The organism is Fodinibius sediminis (genome assembly GCF_900182555.1).
Taxonomy (GTDB): Bacteria; Bacteroidota; Rhodothermia; order Balneolales; family Balneolaceae; genus Fodinibius; species Fodinibius sediminis.
In genome coordinates, this window is sequence record NZ_FXTH01000014.1 from 83,859 (window position 1) to 100,784 (window position 16,926).

Genomic DNA, 16,926 nt, shown 5'->3' on the forward strand with positions numbered 1-16,926 from the left:
AGAAAGTACCGCTATAGAATATAAAAGCCTTAATCAGTAGCCAGGATTTTGTTCGAGGTCGGGATTCAGTGAAATCTCGCTCTCGGGAATGGGATAGCGGTTATACATCGAATCAAAGCCCCCCTCAAATTTCGTATCAATTAATCCACCATCCCGGCTTCGTACCTCTATTGGATACAGGTCATCCCGAAAATCGTCTATCATATCCCAACGTTTCTCATCAGCCCAATATAAACCTTCCAGTGCAAACTCAATGCGACGTTCATGTCGAAGTTTTACCCTGGCTTCATCCAAACTCAAGCTCGTTGAGAGTGATGGCATACTTACATCGTCACGCTCTGTTCTGATACGATTTATTAACCGGACGGCTTCTGCAATATTGGGATTATCTTTTTCAATTAATGCTTCAGCTTTTGATAATAACACATCAGCATAACGCAAGACGATAAAATTGAGAGGTGATTCCCATTGAGTAACATCTCCCTCTATAGTGTATTTTCTTATGCCAAACCCAACCTGCTGTCCGGTATGGTTTTGTAGTTCATCCGGGTATAACTGTCCTTGAAAATAAGCACCCGGTCGTAAAATGGTAAAATCCAGTCGTGGATCACGGTTTTCATAGGGATTCTCAGGATCTACCTGACTCCCATCCAAGGTGCCATATGCATCGACTAAGTGCTGTATGGGTGCAACTGAGTTAGAACCATTGATACCATTCTCCAAATTTTGGGGCTGCCAGTAACGATCAAAAATACTTCCCTGCCCCCGTGGGCCTTCCATAAATTCTACGTTGAATATGACTTCTTCATTATGTTCATTCTCAACCTGAAATAGGCCTTCATAACTATGAAACAAACCATATTTATTCATATCAATGATTGTATCAGCATATTCAATTACCTTATCCCAGTCTCTTTGATATAAATACGCTCGCATTTTCATCCCATATGCGGCGCCCAGGGTTGCTCTTCCGGCTTGAGGTGCATCCTGATTTAATCGGGCAATAGCTTTATCGTAATCTGAGTGTACCTGGTTCCATGTCTCCTCCAAGGTAGCTCTAGTTAGTGATCTTGCCTCTTCAGCCGTTATAGGGTTCGTAAATACCGGGACCCCACCATAACTATTTGCCAAAAGAGCATAGAAAACACCCCGTAAAAAATAGGCCTCTCCAATCATTGTTTCCTTGGCTGACTCCGAGATGCCCTCAACATTATCAATATTTTCCAAGAATACGTTCACTCTGTTAATACCCCTATAACTATCCGTCCATCTTCCCAGAACGTTGCCGCCAATATCAGGGGTGACCGTACCATTACCAATCTGAAGCTGCTTTCCTTCCCAGTGGGCCCATTGGTGTGCATTAGAACTCTTCGCATCATTACCACCTCCATAGCCATATACACCATTATCCTGCAGAACACTATAAATGCCCATTAAAGCCATCTGGGCATCCTCCTGATTCTCCCAAAACATTTCATTCGTAATTCTATCTTCAGGCGTGACATTTAAAAAGTCCTCACATGAAAACAGTCCCAGTGCCACTATTATAACTGCTAGTATATTTATAAAATTCTTCATGATATTTCCTTCTTTAAGTTTGGCAGACATGACTTTTTAAAAATTTAACTTTATACCAATTGAAGTTACAACCGGAGTAGGATACTGATAGGCTCCTGAACCAAATGTACTTCTTTCAGGATCAAAACCTTCATAGTTGTCACTCACTAAGGTATAAGGATTAGAAATATTTAGATATGCATTCGCTCCCCTAAGACTTGCTTTATCCGTCCAGTTCGACGGGAAATCATAATTTAATTGTACATTCTGAATCTTGAGATAGGATATATCAGTGGTCCAGAATGAAGAAGGTAATCTATTATATTGGTCACCTATCCGTATTCTCGGCAATTCATTACTTTTATTATCAGGAGTCCAAGCATTTGACCAACGCTCTGTTACTGTAGCACCGGAAATACCTAATGGTTGAGTCCAGGCATTTTGAGTATATGCTGTTACATCATATTGTCCCTGCAATACAGCATTTAGCGACCAATTTTTATATGATAAACCAAAATTAAATCCGAAAGTATATTTTGGAATGGTATTGCCAAGAACTTTCTGATCTTCATTACCTAAACTGCCGTCGTTGTTGAGGTCTTCATATTTAATATCACCAGCTCTAGGATTGTGGCTGCTATTTGGCATATGCTGTTCAGCTTCATCGTCTGTTTGATATATCCCTATAGCATTATACCCAAACAAGGACTGATAGGATACTCCCTCCCGAATTAGATACAGTTGATCAGGGGCTTCTCCTCCTCTAAAAGAGGTTACTTCGTTAACTACATGAGAGACATTTGCGCTGATGTTGTAATTCCAATTGGAGGATCTAGATACATCAGATTGATAGGACATGGCTATCTCCAATCCTTTATTAGACATTTCACCAACATTCTCCACCGGTGGTGTTACACCGCCGAGCGTGTTGGGTATTGGTAATTGAACTAAAATATCTGATGTTTTTTTATCAAAGATATCAAACTCCATAGTAAGCCGGTTATCCATGAAACCAGCTTCAAGACCAAGATTAATCTGTTCAACCGTTTCCCAGCTTATACTTTTATCCACCAAGGAGGTTATGGCAGCCCCAGGTTGGAAAGTTCCATTCAGATTATAACTTGTACTATTATTTTGTGTAAATGTACTTAAATAAGGGTAGTTACCAGCAATTACACTTATATTTTGATTGCCAAGCCTTCCCCAGGAACCCCGCAACCTTAGATTGTCTAAAAAATTAGCCCCATCCATGAAGGATTCTTCACTAATTCTCCAACCCAGAGAAAAGGAAGGGAAGAAGCCCCATCTGTTACCCTCTCGGAATCTTGATGAACCGTCTGCCCTGAAGGTACCTTCGACCTGGTATCTCTGATCATAATTATAATTAAGTCGCCCAAAATAAGACTGCATGCGCCACTCACTCATATTACCTTGTGCAATGGCCGCTGCAGTACCTGTACTAACCTGTTTTAGACTTTCTTTTGGGGGATCAGATTGTTCAACATAGGTACTTTTAAAGGTTTGTGATTCAAACTCAATACCAGCCAAAGCCGATACATCGTGATGCTCACTCAACGTAGTCTCATAGTCAAAGGTATTGTGAAAATTCCAGTAAAACTCATCACCTAAATCACGATGTCTTCTCAAATTAGTATCATAATCCAGCGTAGTTGACTGCACTCCTCCATCGGTATATACATAATTTATTTCATTCCAACGGTCCAGCACATTTGAACGTTGTTCTGCCGTAAAAGAAGGATTTGCACTTAACCCATCAAGAATATCAATTACTGCACTAACGGTACCTCTGTAGAAATTAATGGTATTTTGATCCTGGCCATTATATTGATCGGCCAAGGGATTGCGGGAATCTACGATTGGATTCCCTTCGTTGGGACCGCTGAGATATACAGCCTGCGTAGCTCCAAAATTACCCTCTCTTGTATAGGGAGCGATAAATGGATAAGCCCCATTTTGAAAAATATACATGGTTCGGCCTCTACCACCATAAGGTCGATCATTAATTCTCCTTGTCACTCGTAGATTACTCTGCAGTTCAGCCCATTCCGTAATTTTACCCTTTACATTAATATTGAGCCCATAACGGTCACTGCTAGTTCTTTTCATTATCCCCTCCTGACTCAAATAGTTTATAGACGTATTATAAGTAAAGTCAGGAGTACCTCCACTTACACTAAAATTATGTTCAAATTGTGGGGCAATTTGATATACGTGATCAAAAAAATTGGTATTGGGTGCCAGATAAGGGTCATCAGTATTTTTGAAATAGCTTAGTACTTCTTCAGGAAATATTGGTGCTCCCCCTTCCATTTCAACGGCGGTGTTCCAAATATTCATAAACTGAACACTATTATCTATAATATCATATCGTCGGCCCAGTCTTTGCCATCCATACGAACCACTATATGAAGCTTGCATTCCAGCCCCATATGTTCCTTCCTTAGTTGTTACCAATACCACACCATTTGCTGCTCTTGAGCCATAAATAGCAGCAGAAGAAGCATCCTTCAATACACTAATTGATTCAATATCATTAGGGTTTAAATCCGACATCTGTCCTTCTACTCCATCAATCAGTATGAGGGGGTCATTATTATTTAATGTTCCAAATCCACGAACGCGAATTTGTGGTGTATCTTCCCCTGGAGCACCACTTTGCTGGCTTACCCAGACACCCGGACTCTTCCCAGAAAGTGCCTGTAATCCGCCTGTCATAGGCCGATTCTCAAGTTCTTCATTAAATGAAACAGAAGTAATAGATCCAGTCACGTTCTCCCGCTCTTGTTCACCATACCCTACAACAACTACTTCTTCCCCAGCGATAGCTTGTGGCTGTAAATTAATAGCAATTGTAGTTCTGCCATCTATTGGGATCTCTCTTGTTTGATACCCTATAAAAGAAACAACCAATGTATCCTGAAGAGAAGGAACCGTTAATTCAAAGCTACCCTCTGCATCCGTTGAAGTTCCGGTCGTAGTCCCCTTTACTAAAATATTGACTCCCGGTAATGTTTCTCCACTGCTCGCATCCGTAACGGTTCCCTTAATTGTTTCCTGAATCTTCTCAAGTGATTTTTCTTCACTTTTCCTCATCAATATTAATTGCCTGTTTGAAGAAACAGCAAAACGTAATCCTGTATTATCTAATACCGTCCACAGTGCATCTTTGATACTAACCTGCTTTAAACTGAGTGTTAGTTTCTCATTCAATACGGACAATTGAGTGTCATACGAAAGTGAAAGGTTTCCCTTGTCTGCAATCCTCTTTAATATGCTAATCAATGACTCCTCGCTAGTTTTGAGGCTTACCCTCTTTAGTAATACAGAGGATTCACTAACTTTATGAGTCACTTCAGCATTATAAACCTGTTCAATGGTATTAACTGAAACAACCTGTCCTGCAGAATGTCTGCCATCTTGAGCTTTTATTGGCAGTGCCATTAAACCCAACAGCATACCTGCCGCAAAGAAATTGGCTATCCATTTATGTGGCTTCATACCTCTATCCCTATTCATCATAATTTATTTATAAAGTTAGGTTTACCCATTTGCTATGTTAAAAATTCAGTTTTTCACAGACTGTTTTCTTGAAAAGTTATGACCTGTCCATCCTGCTTATATGTTATATCCAGTGAGAGTGCGATGACCGTCAGCACCTCCGATAGCGGCTCGTCTGTGAAAGAGGCCGACAAGCGACGCTTTTTCAATGAGGAATCCGCCAGCAGAACCTCGACGTTATACCATCGCTCCAGTTGAACAGCGATTTCCTCCAAGGGTTTATCGGTAAAAATCAGCCGCTTGTCCTTCCAGGCAATAAGGTCATCGATGTTACCTTCTCCCTTTTCTATAAGCTGCCCCGAAGAGCGGTATGTTACCCATTGATTCCTGGTAACATAAATGGTTTCCCTGCTTGACACTGGCTGTTCTTCAGCCCGGGAAACAGCTACCTCCCCCTCAGCCACAGCAACCTGCAAAGCGTCCTCGCTACTGTAGGCCCTTATATTGAAGGAGGTACCCAAGACCCGGGTTGTCGTATTTTTGGCATGGACCAGAAAGGGTCTGGATTCATCATGCGCGATGGAAAAAAATGCTTCTCCCTCCAAATAGACCTCTCGCCTTTCCCTGCTGAATTTCTCGGGATAACGGAGGGTGCTGCCCGCATTTAATTTTATCACCGATCCATCACCAAACCGCAGGGTGGCCGTCTGGCCCTTTGACAAGGTACGCTGATCGAATTGGGTTACGGAGTCTTCACTGAAGGACGAAAAATCACTGTAGTAAAGCCCCAGCCCCCCGGCTGTTAGGATGACAACAACCATGGCCGCTACTTTCAGCCACAGCCCCCGCCCAATGTGAGCATTTGGGCGATAACCCCGCTTTGCGGAACCAGCATCAGCCGTATTATCAACCTCTGCAAACAGCTGGTCCTTGACCTCTATCGTATCTGCAGCAGATAATCTGCCCTCATAACCGATCTCTTTTGATACCTCCTGCAGCAATGTGATATTGCCGGGCTCCTTGTCGAGCCAGTACTCTACCTCTTCTTCCTCACCAGGCGTACACAGGCCCAGCAGGTAGTTAATCAGGAGTTGTCGTTTTGGAAAATCGTTCATAAGAGTTTTGATCTGTGTTTCTATGTATATAATCCCCTTGCCCGGCCGATACCCTGATAAAAAAAGCAGCTTTTTTTCTGCCTTTAGACGCTCTGAGGGCATAACAAGGAAAACATATTCCTTTTTTTTCTTAAAAATGTGCGAGCCTGCCTGTAGATTTGATCCTACCCCCGGGAACCTCAGCCGTGCCTGGGAATACGATAGCTTGCAGGCCGGCGCCCTAATGCCCGAATACTATATCCCCTGATTGAACTCTCGCAGCTCCGATCGAAGTATTTGCAGGGCCTTACTGATATGGCTCTCGACGGTCTTGATGGAAATATTCATAACCTCTGCAATCTCCGGGTAGGTCAGTCCCTCTTCGCGACTTAAAAGGTAGGCTTTGCGTGCACGTTTTGATATTTTGGACAACGCAACCGAATACGCCTTCCTAATTTCTGTTGCATCTGAAATGGACGTGCCGGAAGCTTGTATGGCGACAAGCTTCTCTAAATTTTCCTCCAGCCAAAGATCGTATTTCTTCTCACTCTTCAACCGTTTCAGCGCATGATTACGCGCTGTTTTCAACAGATAACTTTTAAAGCCGGGATGCTCAAAATCAATTTGACCTCTTTTTTTCCACATTTTCAAAAAAACTTCCTGCACCCAGTCCTTGACCTTCGCCCTGTTAGAGGTATAGGTATAAAGAAAGGATGCAACATCATCGACATAGTTACAAAATAGCTGTTCAAACTGATCCCTTGTGAGCATTGTCCCCCCGTCTTATATCGTTACACCTGCTGCTTGCTGACTTTTTATTGTCCTCTTTACATTTTTCCTTACCAGGTCAGAGGACCTTTAATTTACATAACCCTTTTTAAATAATGTTTTTAATTCAATAATTAAAAATCAGAATTTAATTTATTGCCAGATAGACTGGTTATTACATTTTACAATACAGCAACAGCTGAAAATAACCATGCTTTTGAAATCTACAGCAGAAGTGATAAAGTCACAGCAGTCTCCCCGCAATATTGTGTGTAAAAACCAGATCTTAAGAAGATCAAAAATCGTGATATTGGCTTTCCATCCACATCCAGCCGTCCTCCGGACAAGGGTCTAAAAAGTCAAAATTAGAAATCCGTTGTTATACAAAAGCCTGCCGCAGCAAATCCAGGCTTTGGGGAATCGCTTTATCGGGATCTTCCTGCCCCTCAAATTCCAGTGATACGTAGCCCCGGTAGTCTGCAGCAGCAAAAATATCGGCAACCCGGTCATAATCGATATCCAGACTATACCATTTGCCGCCGCCAAAGTACGTCTTGGCTTGAAGCAGCACCGTCTTGGGTGCCATCATTTCCAGCTGTTCATACTGGCGCTCCAAAAAATTACCGGTATCGGTGGTTACCTGCAGCCAGGGAGAATCGATCTCTTCAACAATTCTCAAAACCCCTTCGGCCGTGCGACCAAGCCCCCAGTGGTTCTCCAGTCCCAGAACAACACCGCACTTTTCCGCGGTTGGTATGCACCGGGCTATGGCATCAATCACCCATCGAAACCCCTGCTCCCGGGTATATCCTTCCAGTACAGGTTCTTTACCGTCATTGGCCATCAGTTCATCAAAAGAACCCGTCGTCCCCCACCGACCGGTATTGATACGCATTGTAGGGATCCCCAGCCTGTACGCCAACTCAATCTGTTCAATGGTCTTTTCGATCTCCTTCTCTCGCTCCTCTTCATCCGGCGTCAGAAAATCCTGGTGGGTCGAAAAGCCCATCAAGTCAAGCCCGGCATGCAGTGCTTGCCGCTTGATATTCTGCAAATGACTGTTCTCATACGATCCCATTTGCATCCATAAAATTTCAAGACCGTCAAACCCCATCTCTGCCGCTTTCTCGATGCATTCACTTACAGGCGTTTCCTCCTTGGGACCATTGAACTGCCAGAAGGAATAGGTAGACACGCCGATTTTATTCCTGCTATTGTTGGCACGGTTTTCAGTCTGAAATTGCTGGAAAGGGGCTGCAATGCCTGCGGCAGTCCCAAGGGCGGTGTTTCTAATGAACTCTTTACGGCTGGTTTTCATAGCAAGTAATTTTGTTATGAATTAATATCTATGATATCGTATAAACAAGACTAACTGAAAGCTTGCTATTGAGCAAGTATAAATTACTTATTTGAAAAATAGATCCAATCGAGGTTGAATAAGTTTTCATCGCCCCCCCCAGGATGTCGGAATACAAAATACAGGTCGTACCTGCCTTCGGTGGGCTGAATCTCCGCAGTCAGTTCCCTCCATCGCGGAACCTCTCCCCCTGCCGGACCCGATGGAATATCCAGCGAGGAAATCAATGGTCCATCAGGACTGTCCAGGTGCATTTCAATGGTTCCACCCGGGCCTGCTGCCTGCACACGGTAGGAAATCGAGGCTATCTCCGTTAGATCCTTTTCATCAAAGCGTATATAGCTTCCCGGGCGGATATTATTAATATATCCCCTGTTCTCTGTAGCTACATGGGCTACATTCACATCTCCTGCATCATAAAGTTCAGCTTCCACCCGCGGATTCCGCAATACCACGTAATCTTCCCCCTCGAGAGGGGCAATGCCGTTGGCACCCTCGTCGGTGTAGCGGGCCGATACCAGATACGCCCCACTGGTACCGTGCCGGTCAAGGTGCAGGATTCCCGTCAGCGGGCGGGACTCTTTGGTATTTCCCAGCGAGAGGATATATCCCACAATTTCCCTGGCATCAGCCGTTGTGATGCCGGGGTGGGGCGGCATCACCCTGTCCCCCCAATTTCCACTGCCCCCTTCCTGAATACGCGATACCAGCCTGCCCGTTATCTCCGGTTCATCCCGGTAGCGCTTGGCAATGGCCGTAAAGCTGGGACCCACTGATGACTGATCCACGGCGTGACACGACCGGCAATCCGAGGAGGCCGCCAGCTGCTGCCCTTCCAGATGTTCAATTCGATCCAGCTGTTTACTGCCCGAGAGAATGACCGGCACATCCTGTTCATTTTCAAGATAACCAAACGAAAACTGTACCCGTGAGGTATCGATAGCCCCATCTTCCCGATCGGTCACCTCCACCTGGTAATCAAATGCAGCATCATCCCAGTAGAAACTTGTATTCGATTGGCTGGCGATGTGCACCTCAGGCGGGCTATTTCCCACCCTGACCGTCGCGGTTGCTGATCCTTCTCCTCCCTTGCCATCTTCCACATTAAGCGTAACCTTGTAAACCCCGGAGGTATCGAATGTATGAGTGAGCTGTTCGCCCTGCAGGGTCTGCTCCCCGATGACCCACCGGTACTGCAGCTCGTCACCTTCATCATAATCCCTGGAATCGGCTGCTGACAGTTTCACTGTCAGGGGCGCTCCTCCATATTTCTTATCGGCACGGATGGCTGCCACTGGATTCCTGTTGCCCTCCTGGTATTCAATGCGCACCAATTTGGCATCTACATTCTTGGAAAACCAGTTGCTCCCGTACTCCAGCACATACAAGGCCCCGTCGGGTCCAAATTGCATATCCATGGGAGAGGCAAATTCCATATGCTCCAGAAAGGGTTCCATACGTACATAGCGTCCCTGCTCATCCAATGTGACCGCCATGATCCAATTCCTGATCCAGTCGTATATAAACAGCTTGCCATCGTAGTAGGATGACAGCTTGTAGGGTGTCCGGGAAAACTGATGACTGTAATAGACGGGTCCCGCCATGGCGCTGGCTCCCCCGCTGCCTACCAATGGAAATTGCTCTGATGATTCTGGTCCATACCAGATCATGGCAGACCGGGCGGGCGGAAGCTCCTGAAGGCCTGTATTATTGGGCGAGTCGTTAATAGGCTTCGCCGGATCCTTGCGCGGCCCCTCCTCTCCAGTAGAAAAATCATACATGGGAAAGGCGTCATTATTGCCGAGAAAGTACGGCCAGCCATAGAAACCCGGCTCAGCCGCACGGTTAATTTCGTCGTAACTCATATTGGTCCCGTCGCGGCCGGGCACGATGGTATTGGGGCCGACCTCTCCCCAGTATAATATGCCGGTTTTCATATCAACGGTGAAACGGAAGGGGTTTCGCAAACCCATGACATAGATTTCCGGTTTCGTCTTCCCGGTTCCCTCCGGAAACAGGTTGCCCTCAGGTATGGAATAGCTACCGTCATCCTCCGGCCTGATGCGCAGAATTTTTCCTCTTAAATCCATGGTATTGGCGGCCGTGGCCTGGTCATCTGCCAGTTCATGTCCGGGACGCTCATCTACCGGCGGGTACCCCACTTTATAGGGATCATCTGCATTCGTATTGTCACCCGTAGCCAGGTAGAGCAGCCCATCAGGGCCAAAGCGCAGGTAGCCGGCCGAGTGACAGCAGTAGGTCCGTTGCGTTGGAATCTCCAGGAGCACTTTTTCGGAAGACCTGACGAGATCATCTCCCTGCAGTTCCATCCTCGACAGGCGATTGACCGAGCTGTCCGCCACGGCATAATAAAAATAAACCCAGTGGTTGGTATCATAGTCCGGATCCAGTGCTACGCCCAGCAGCCCCTCTTCAATACCGCTGAAAACATCGAAGTGGGCAATGGTTTTAAGACTCTTCAGGTTGGAATCAAAAAGTTTCACCGCTCCTTTCCGTTCTACAAAAATGACGTCATTATCCGGCAGTACGGCCATTTGCATAGGTTCATCCAGTCCCTGGGTCAGTACTTCTTTGCTGTATCGGCTGCTGTCGGGCACAGCCGGCGTCTGTGCATCTTTATAGTCGGGGGTCTTATTTTCCCCCACTGCGTGGGGCAGGGCTTGCATCCACTGTTGCCGGTCAGCCTCCGGCTCTAACAGGTAAAGGGGGATCTGATCCCGGCTATGCGGCGTTGCTGCCGCCAGGCTGTCCCACTGCTGCAGCCACGGCCAGCCCTTGCGGCTGAAGGTACTACTGTCCTTTATGAGGATCGCTCCGCCCCCGCCGGCTTCCAGGTAGCGCTTGAGGGCGTTCAACTGGCGATAGTCCAAACGGTCAATCCCTGAGGCTGACAAAACGAGGCCACTGACCTTTTCCAGGGAGTCGGAATTAAAATATGCTTCAGCTTCATGATCCAGAACCTGAGCATCTTCAAATCCCGGGGTTTCCAGCAGGATTTCCTCAAGCGGCACTTTACTGTCGCCGGTAAAGTTTAGAATTCGGGTTCGGCTGCGCTCCTGTGAGATTTGACTGCAGCCGGTGAAATAAATCAGCAGCAGTATCCACAGGCAGCTTCGGGGGTCCCTATACAATCGTTTCATGCAATTCTTATGATGCGGTTTACAGTTAGTTTTCCATCGGCGGTGCCTGCTGTTTCTTAACTCATCTGTCCGGCAGGCTCTACCACTGATCGACGATCCAAAACAGCGACAAAAATAACTTCTTTTGACAATTATTCCATATTTAAGAGATTAGCCTCCTCGCATCCCCCCCGTGAGGCCGGTAGCCTGGGATGGCCAGTTTTTTCCGGGGCATACCAATGAAACCGCCGGCCTATTTCGTCTGCTATCTGAGTGTTTTACTGCGCGGCTATTGCTCCTTCCTGCTGCTCCAGATCGTCCATCCCCACAGGACCAGAAAACCAATGCCGAGAATAGCCGCAACAGGCCGGTCAAAGAAAGGCAGAATTAATCCCTCGGAACCTGTGATAGTCTGTATAAAGCGTTCTTCCAGGGGGCCGCCCAGGATAATACCAAGCACGATGGGACCCAGCGGGATGGCCCGGCGCTCCAGAAAGAAGCCCAACACTCCCATAAATAGCATAATAACAATATCAAAATAACTTCCCTGTATGGCATAGGACCCAATAATGCAGAATAGTAAGATAACGGGCAGTAAAATTCGCTGCGGGATGCGTATTACAAATCGACCGGCCTTGATGGCAAAATAACCCACCACCAGGAGTGCAATATTGGCGGCGATAAAAGCTACATAAATGCTGTATACCAGGACAGGCTGGTTCACAAAAATTTCTGGCCCGGGATTCAAATTTTTCATAAGCAATACCCCGATCATAATGGCCGTGATGGAGTCACCCGGAATTCCAAAAACCAGGGCTGGTATCCATGTGCCGGCAAGCGCCGAATTATTTGCTGTCGTGGCATCTGCGATCCCCTCCAGGGAGCCCTTGCCATAATTGTCCGGTTCCTTACTGGCCTTCTTTGATGCCGCCAGTGATACCCATGAAGCCATATCAGCCCCCGCGCCGGGAAGCATACCAATGAGCGAACCAATAAATCCTGAACGCAGGAACGAGCGCTTGCGATTGGCAATCATGCTGAAGGGACCCCGGAAAAGTGATGTTACCGGCCCAATAAGCCACCTCTCGAGAAAACCCGCCGAAGATAAAGTCGACCTTTCTTCTCCGGGAATGCCTCCCGTAAACAGATCCGTATCAAGGTCTATCGTTTTGCGCAGGACTTCTGAAAAACCAAAAAGACCGATCATCGCCGGTATGAAACTGATGCCTTGATACAGCTGTGGAAATCCGAAGGTAAAGCGGGCCTCGGTATGCACAGCACTCAGCCCCACCAAGGCAAGCAACAAGCCGATAAGCAACCCCAGAAGCGATTTTAGAACGGGGCCCCGAGCCACTACTACGGCTGAACTCAGCCCCAAGAGGTACAGCCAGAAATATTCGGCTACGCTGAACATGGAAGCGATCTTGGCCAACTGTCCACCCAGCAGGATAAGCACAACTGCTCCGAACAAACCGCCCATGACGCTACCAACCAATGCCATCCCCAGCGGTTTCTCAGACTCTCCTCGGCGGGTAAAGGCATAGGCATCATCCACATAAGCCGCCGAGGCGGGCGTACCCGGTATGCGCAGCAGCGTCGTTGGGATGTCACCGGCAAAGATCGCACAGGCCGCCATGGTGGCAATACCCGCCAGGGCCGGTACAGGGTCCATCCAATAGGTTATCGGGACGAACAGGGCCACCGCCATCGTTGCTGTCAGACCCGGAATGGCTCCCAGCGAGATGCCATATACGGCAGACAGCAAAATAACCAGCCATATGGAAGGAGATAAAATTACCTGTTGTATTGCCTGTATAATTGCTTCTATCATAACATATCTGTTACCATCCAAATAATCCCCACGGCAGGGGTACGCGCAAATAGACAGCAAAGAGCTGGTAGCTCAGGGGAACAACGACAAGGATCACCAGCACGGCTGTCGACCAGTTAACATTTAACTGCCACAGCAACAAGGCGAGTATCAGCATAGCTGAAATTACAAATCCCAGTTGTTCCGCAAACAGCAAATAAATTATTACGGCTCCAATCATCAGAGCCATATACCCATAATCAGCCTGTTGCATGGCATTGGCCTCCTCTGCAAGCTTCAGATCTGCCGACACTATTAATTTTAACAAGATCAGCCCCATCAACGCCAGAATAATATAGGGAAAAAACATCGGGCCATAACGCTGGGAGACGACATCTTCAAAAGCCTGGCTGTTAAATATTTTACCATAGGTCTGGTTCTCTTCGCTGAGAAACTGCAGAAAGGCCTCCGGGGATTCGGCACTGCTTCCAAATCCCGAGTTTTCCAGGAACCGGTGGTATTCCTCGCTTTCCACCACTTCTTTAACAGCTTGCAAAAGTTGATCATATCGTGCATCGGAAATCTGGTCAGGTACGGCCAGGCCCCGCCAGGTTTGACTGGACCAGTCGTAACCCTGCTCCCCGAAGGTGGGAATTTCAGGGTAGTCAGCAAGCCGATCTTCAGCCATAACGCCAAGGCTGCGAATTTCACCTGCATCATACAGCGATTTTGCTTCGGGAAAACTGCAGGCCACCATGTCCACCCCTCCGGCCATCAATTCCTGTAACGATGGAGCCGATCCATTAATGGAGATCCAGGTCACATCATCGGCCGACAAGCCCGCTTCCAGCAGCCAGCCGGCCAGACTTACATGCCAGACACCTCCAAAAGCAGTTCCCGACGCCTGTAGATTCCCTGGATTTTCACGTATCGCCTCTGCCAGTTCTTCCAAATTCTGCCATGGTGCATCCTTTCGCACAAAAAGGGCAGCATTGTCCTGGTTGACTTTCATCAGGGGCCGGTAGTCCCGGTAGGTTATATTCGTCAGTCCCCGCCAGTGCAGCATATTCAATTCGGCCGTAATCATCGTCATACTGTATCCATCCGGCCGTGCGAGCGCCCCCCGTGTATGGCCGGTCACGCCGCCCCCCCCTGTGGCATTGATTACATTCACCGGTACGCCCATCTCCCTTTCCAGCTGAGAAGCTATCTGCCGGGCTACCCGGTCTGTTCCACCGCCGGCCGACCACGGACAAATCAACGAGATAGGGCGGTTGGGGTAGGATGTATCCCGGGCACAGCCCGGCAGGAGTAATACCGCCACTAAAAATAGGGCCACTGGAACTCCCGAAAGTCTGCCAATGCGGAAGTAAAGTCTAAATTTAAATTCAACCGGTATTAATCTCATACCACTCCCAATAAAAATTTACTGCCCCTGCTCCATAGTCACGCCTGTTCCGTATATTTTAACGGTTTTCAATAATATTAGCCCTTCCTCTCCCGGGCCCGGGGTTCATTTACTCACGTAGAAACAGCGTTATCCTCAATATACTGATCCAGCTTGGTCGGCTGGCTGGATGGCCCCACATAGTGTATTCGTTCTGCCCAATCAAGCCCGTATTTTTCTCCAACCTTTTTGTCAGATGGGGTACCCCAGCGTAAACGCATGGAATCCTTATCCAGCATGATATGCTTGATGTAGTTGAAATTGGCCATCTCGTCGTCGTCACCCAGTATGGGTAATTTTTTTCCCTCCTCGGCTAATCTCTTGCGCAGACGCGAACCGGCATTGCCTCCCGGTCCCTGTGTTGTATTGACCATATTGGCCCTCACTTTAGTATCAATCACATCGCTGATATCCACAATTCGGTTAATATGTTGTCGGCTTTTATTTTGATACCGTGCAAAGTAGTACATTTCACGAACGCTGTTGGGCTCAACTCCCGCGTCAAAATGTTCCGGGTAATTCCTGCTGCTGCCGGCCATCCAGCGGGCGGCTTCCACGGCCCGTGCTGTTATATAGTGATCCGGATTTTCTTCATAATGGGCCCATGGATCGTAGCAGACCGCCGTATCGACCTTCAGCATTCGAAAAAGAAATATCAATCGGCCTTTCAGATCCTGAATGTTGACTTCATCCATCTGATGGTTCCGGTTATAGAGATCATACGTTTTTTCCAATCCCAGCACTTCTGCAACAGCTTCATTGGATTTTTCATTATTCACAATAACCTCTCCCCTGCTATCACCCCTGCCCGCCTTTTCATCGTTGGAGGTGCGAATGAGGTAACCGGTATATCCTTCTTTTATCAGTTTGGCCACCGTGCCCCCTGCAAACAGCGATATATCATCGGAATGCGGTTGTATTACTGCCAGCACCTTGCCTTTGTGCGGCTGGCCTTCCCGAGCCTTTTCAACGACCAGCTCATCCTCGAAGAGATCTGAATCTCCCTGTTGCGGCTTTTTTTCGTTACCGCCCAGCGATGGCAGGTAGACGGGAGATCCCAGCAAGGCCCCGGTTGTTAATCCAGTCTGCAAAAAGTCTTTCCGTTTCATAGTTGCCGTTTTTATTTAACATTAACTCATAAACGAGGATGTTCGACCGTTATCCGCCGCAATGCCACTAATAGGGTGTCTGCCGTACTATATTCCATCATGCCTATTCTTCCCAAAGAACGGCGCTTCGGATAAAAGGTCACCCGGCGGGCACCCGGTATTAAACAGTTGAGGATGGCACGACTCCACCGTTGCCCTTCGTTCAGCATGCTTCGACTATTCATCCCATTTGGTAGCAGCCAGTCCGTTCAGGTCGTATACCACCTCGCCGTCCCGGATCGTCAGTTCGGTTTCCAGCTTGCGGGTAGCCCCCGGCTTCAGGTTCTCCCGGGAATCCAGGAAGCCGAACGCCCCCTCACGCATCCCGAAAACCGCCACATCGGCTACCGCACCCTCGCTCAGGTGCCCCAGCTCCTCGCGCTGGATCACCTGCGCCGGCTTCCAGGTCGAGGCCCGGATCACCTCCGGCAGCGACATTCCCATGTCCATCATCTTCGAGACCACATTCAGCATGTTCTTCATCCCGTCGTTCATGCTCCCCGTATGCAGGTCCGTGCTGATCGTGTTGGGCTTCAGGCCCTGCTCGAAGGCCGGGATGGCAACCGGGTAGAAAAAGCTCCCCCCGCCGTGGCCCACATCAAAAATAATGCCCCGATCCTGGGCCTCCAGCATGCCCTCGCGCAGCTGCCCGGCATCGTCAACCACCGCCTGGCGACCACCGTGTACGGTGCCCCCGCCCCCGTACATGTGGGTGTAGATATCGCCCGGACGCAGTACGTCCAGCAGCAGCTTTTCCAGTGGCAGGGGTGGCGATGCACCGCCAAAGTCAACCATGACCGGGATCTCTGCTTTCTCCCCGGCTTCCACGGCCCGACGGTAAGGCTCCCATTCATGACCATGGTAGTGGGCTATCTTGACCCCCACCACTTCCGGGTTTTGCTCAGCAACCAGGGCGGTCATCTTCGGATCCATATCATTCACATTCTGCTCAACGGGGACCACGCCCTTCATCCCGCTGCCGATGATGTTAAGAAAAGCAAGCACCCGGGTCTTGGAGCGGTCGATAACCTGTTTCTTGAAATGGGAGAAGTTGCGCCATCCGGCGCCCCCCACATCAACCACCGT

The 16,926-nt window shown here is 48.0% G+C and carries 10 protein-coding genes; all 10 read right to left on the minus strand.

Annotated features, from left to right (window positions below; translation table 11 throughout):
* Positions 1-33: 33 nt before the first annotated feature.
* A complete protein-coding gene (locus FN808_RS14895; RefSeq protein WP_221930071.1) occupies positions 34-1,608 on the minus strand; it encodes a RagB/SusD family nutrient uptake outer membrane protein in 1,575 nt (524 codons plus the stop codon).
* A 6-nt stretch (positions 1,609-1,614) separates the two neighbouring features.
* Positions 1,615-5,076 (minus strand): SusC/RagA family TonB-linked outer membrane protein, encoded by a 3,462-nt coding sequence (locus FN808_RS14900; RefSeq protein WP_185958434.1) that lies wholly within the window; start codon positions 5,074-5,076, stop codon positions 1,615-1,617.
* A 74-nt stretch (positions 5,077-5,150) separates the two neighbouring features.
* A complete protein-coding gene (locus FN808_RS14905; protein ID WP_185958435.1) occupies positions 5,151-6,191 on the minus strand; it encodes a FecR family protein in 1,041 nt (346 codons plus the stop codon).
* 234 nt (positions 6,192-6,425) lie between these two features.
* Complete coding sequence (locus FN808_RS14910) at positions 6,426-6,941, minus strand: RNA polymerase sigma factor (RefSeq protein ID WP_142715406.1); 516 nt, start codon at positions 6,939-6,941, stop codon at positions 6,426-6,428.
* A 376-nt stretch (positions 6,942-7,317) separates the two neighbouring features.
* Positions 7,318-8,256: a sugar phosphate isomerase/epimerase family protein gene (locus FN808_RS14915; protein ID WP_142715407.1), complete on the minus strand. Its 939-nt coding sequence runs from the start codon at positions 8,254-8,256 to the stop codon at positions 7,318-7,320.
* Between the two features lie 83 nt (positions 8,257-8,339).
* A complete protein-coding gene (locus FN808_RS14920) occupies positions 8,340-11,456 on the minus strand; it encodes a PQQ-dependent sugar dehydrogenase (RefSeq protein WP_142715408.1) in 3,117 nt (1,038 codons plus the stop codon).
* 268 nt (positions 11,457-11,724) lie between these two features.
* A complete protein-coding gene (locus FN808_RS14925; RefSeq protein WP_142715409.1) occupies positions 11,725-13,266 on the minus strand; it encodes a tripartite tricarboxylate transporter permease in 1,542 nt (513 codons plus the stop codon).
* A 10-nt stretch (positions 13,267-13,276) separates the two neighbouring features.
* Positions 13,277-14,584 carry a tripartite tricarboxylate transporter substrate-binding protein gene (locus FN808_RS14930; RefSeq protein ID WP_185958436.1) on the minus strand — a complete coding sequence of 436 codons (1,308 nt, stop codon included), beginning with the start codon at positions 14,582-14,584 and terminating at the stop codon, positions 13,277-13,279.
* Positions 14,585-14,766: 182 nt separating this feature from the next.
* The gene (locus tag FN808_RS14935) at positions 14,767-15,801 is read right to left on the minus strand and encodes a PIG-L deacetylase family protein (protein ID WP_142715411.1); all 1,035 of its coding nucleotides are present in this window, start codon (positions 15,799-15,801) and stop codon (positions 14,767-14,769) included.
* A 216-nt stretch (positions 15,802-16,017) separates the two neighbouring features.
* On the minus strand, positions 16,018-16,926 hold a 909-nt coding region (locus FN808_RS14940; protein WP_142715412.1), incomplete at its 5' end, for an amidohydrolase family protein.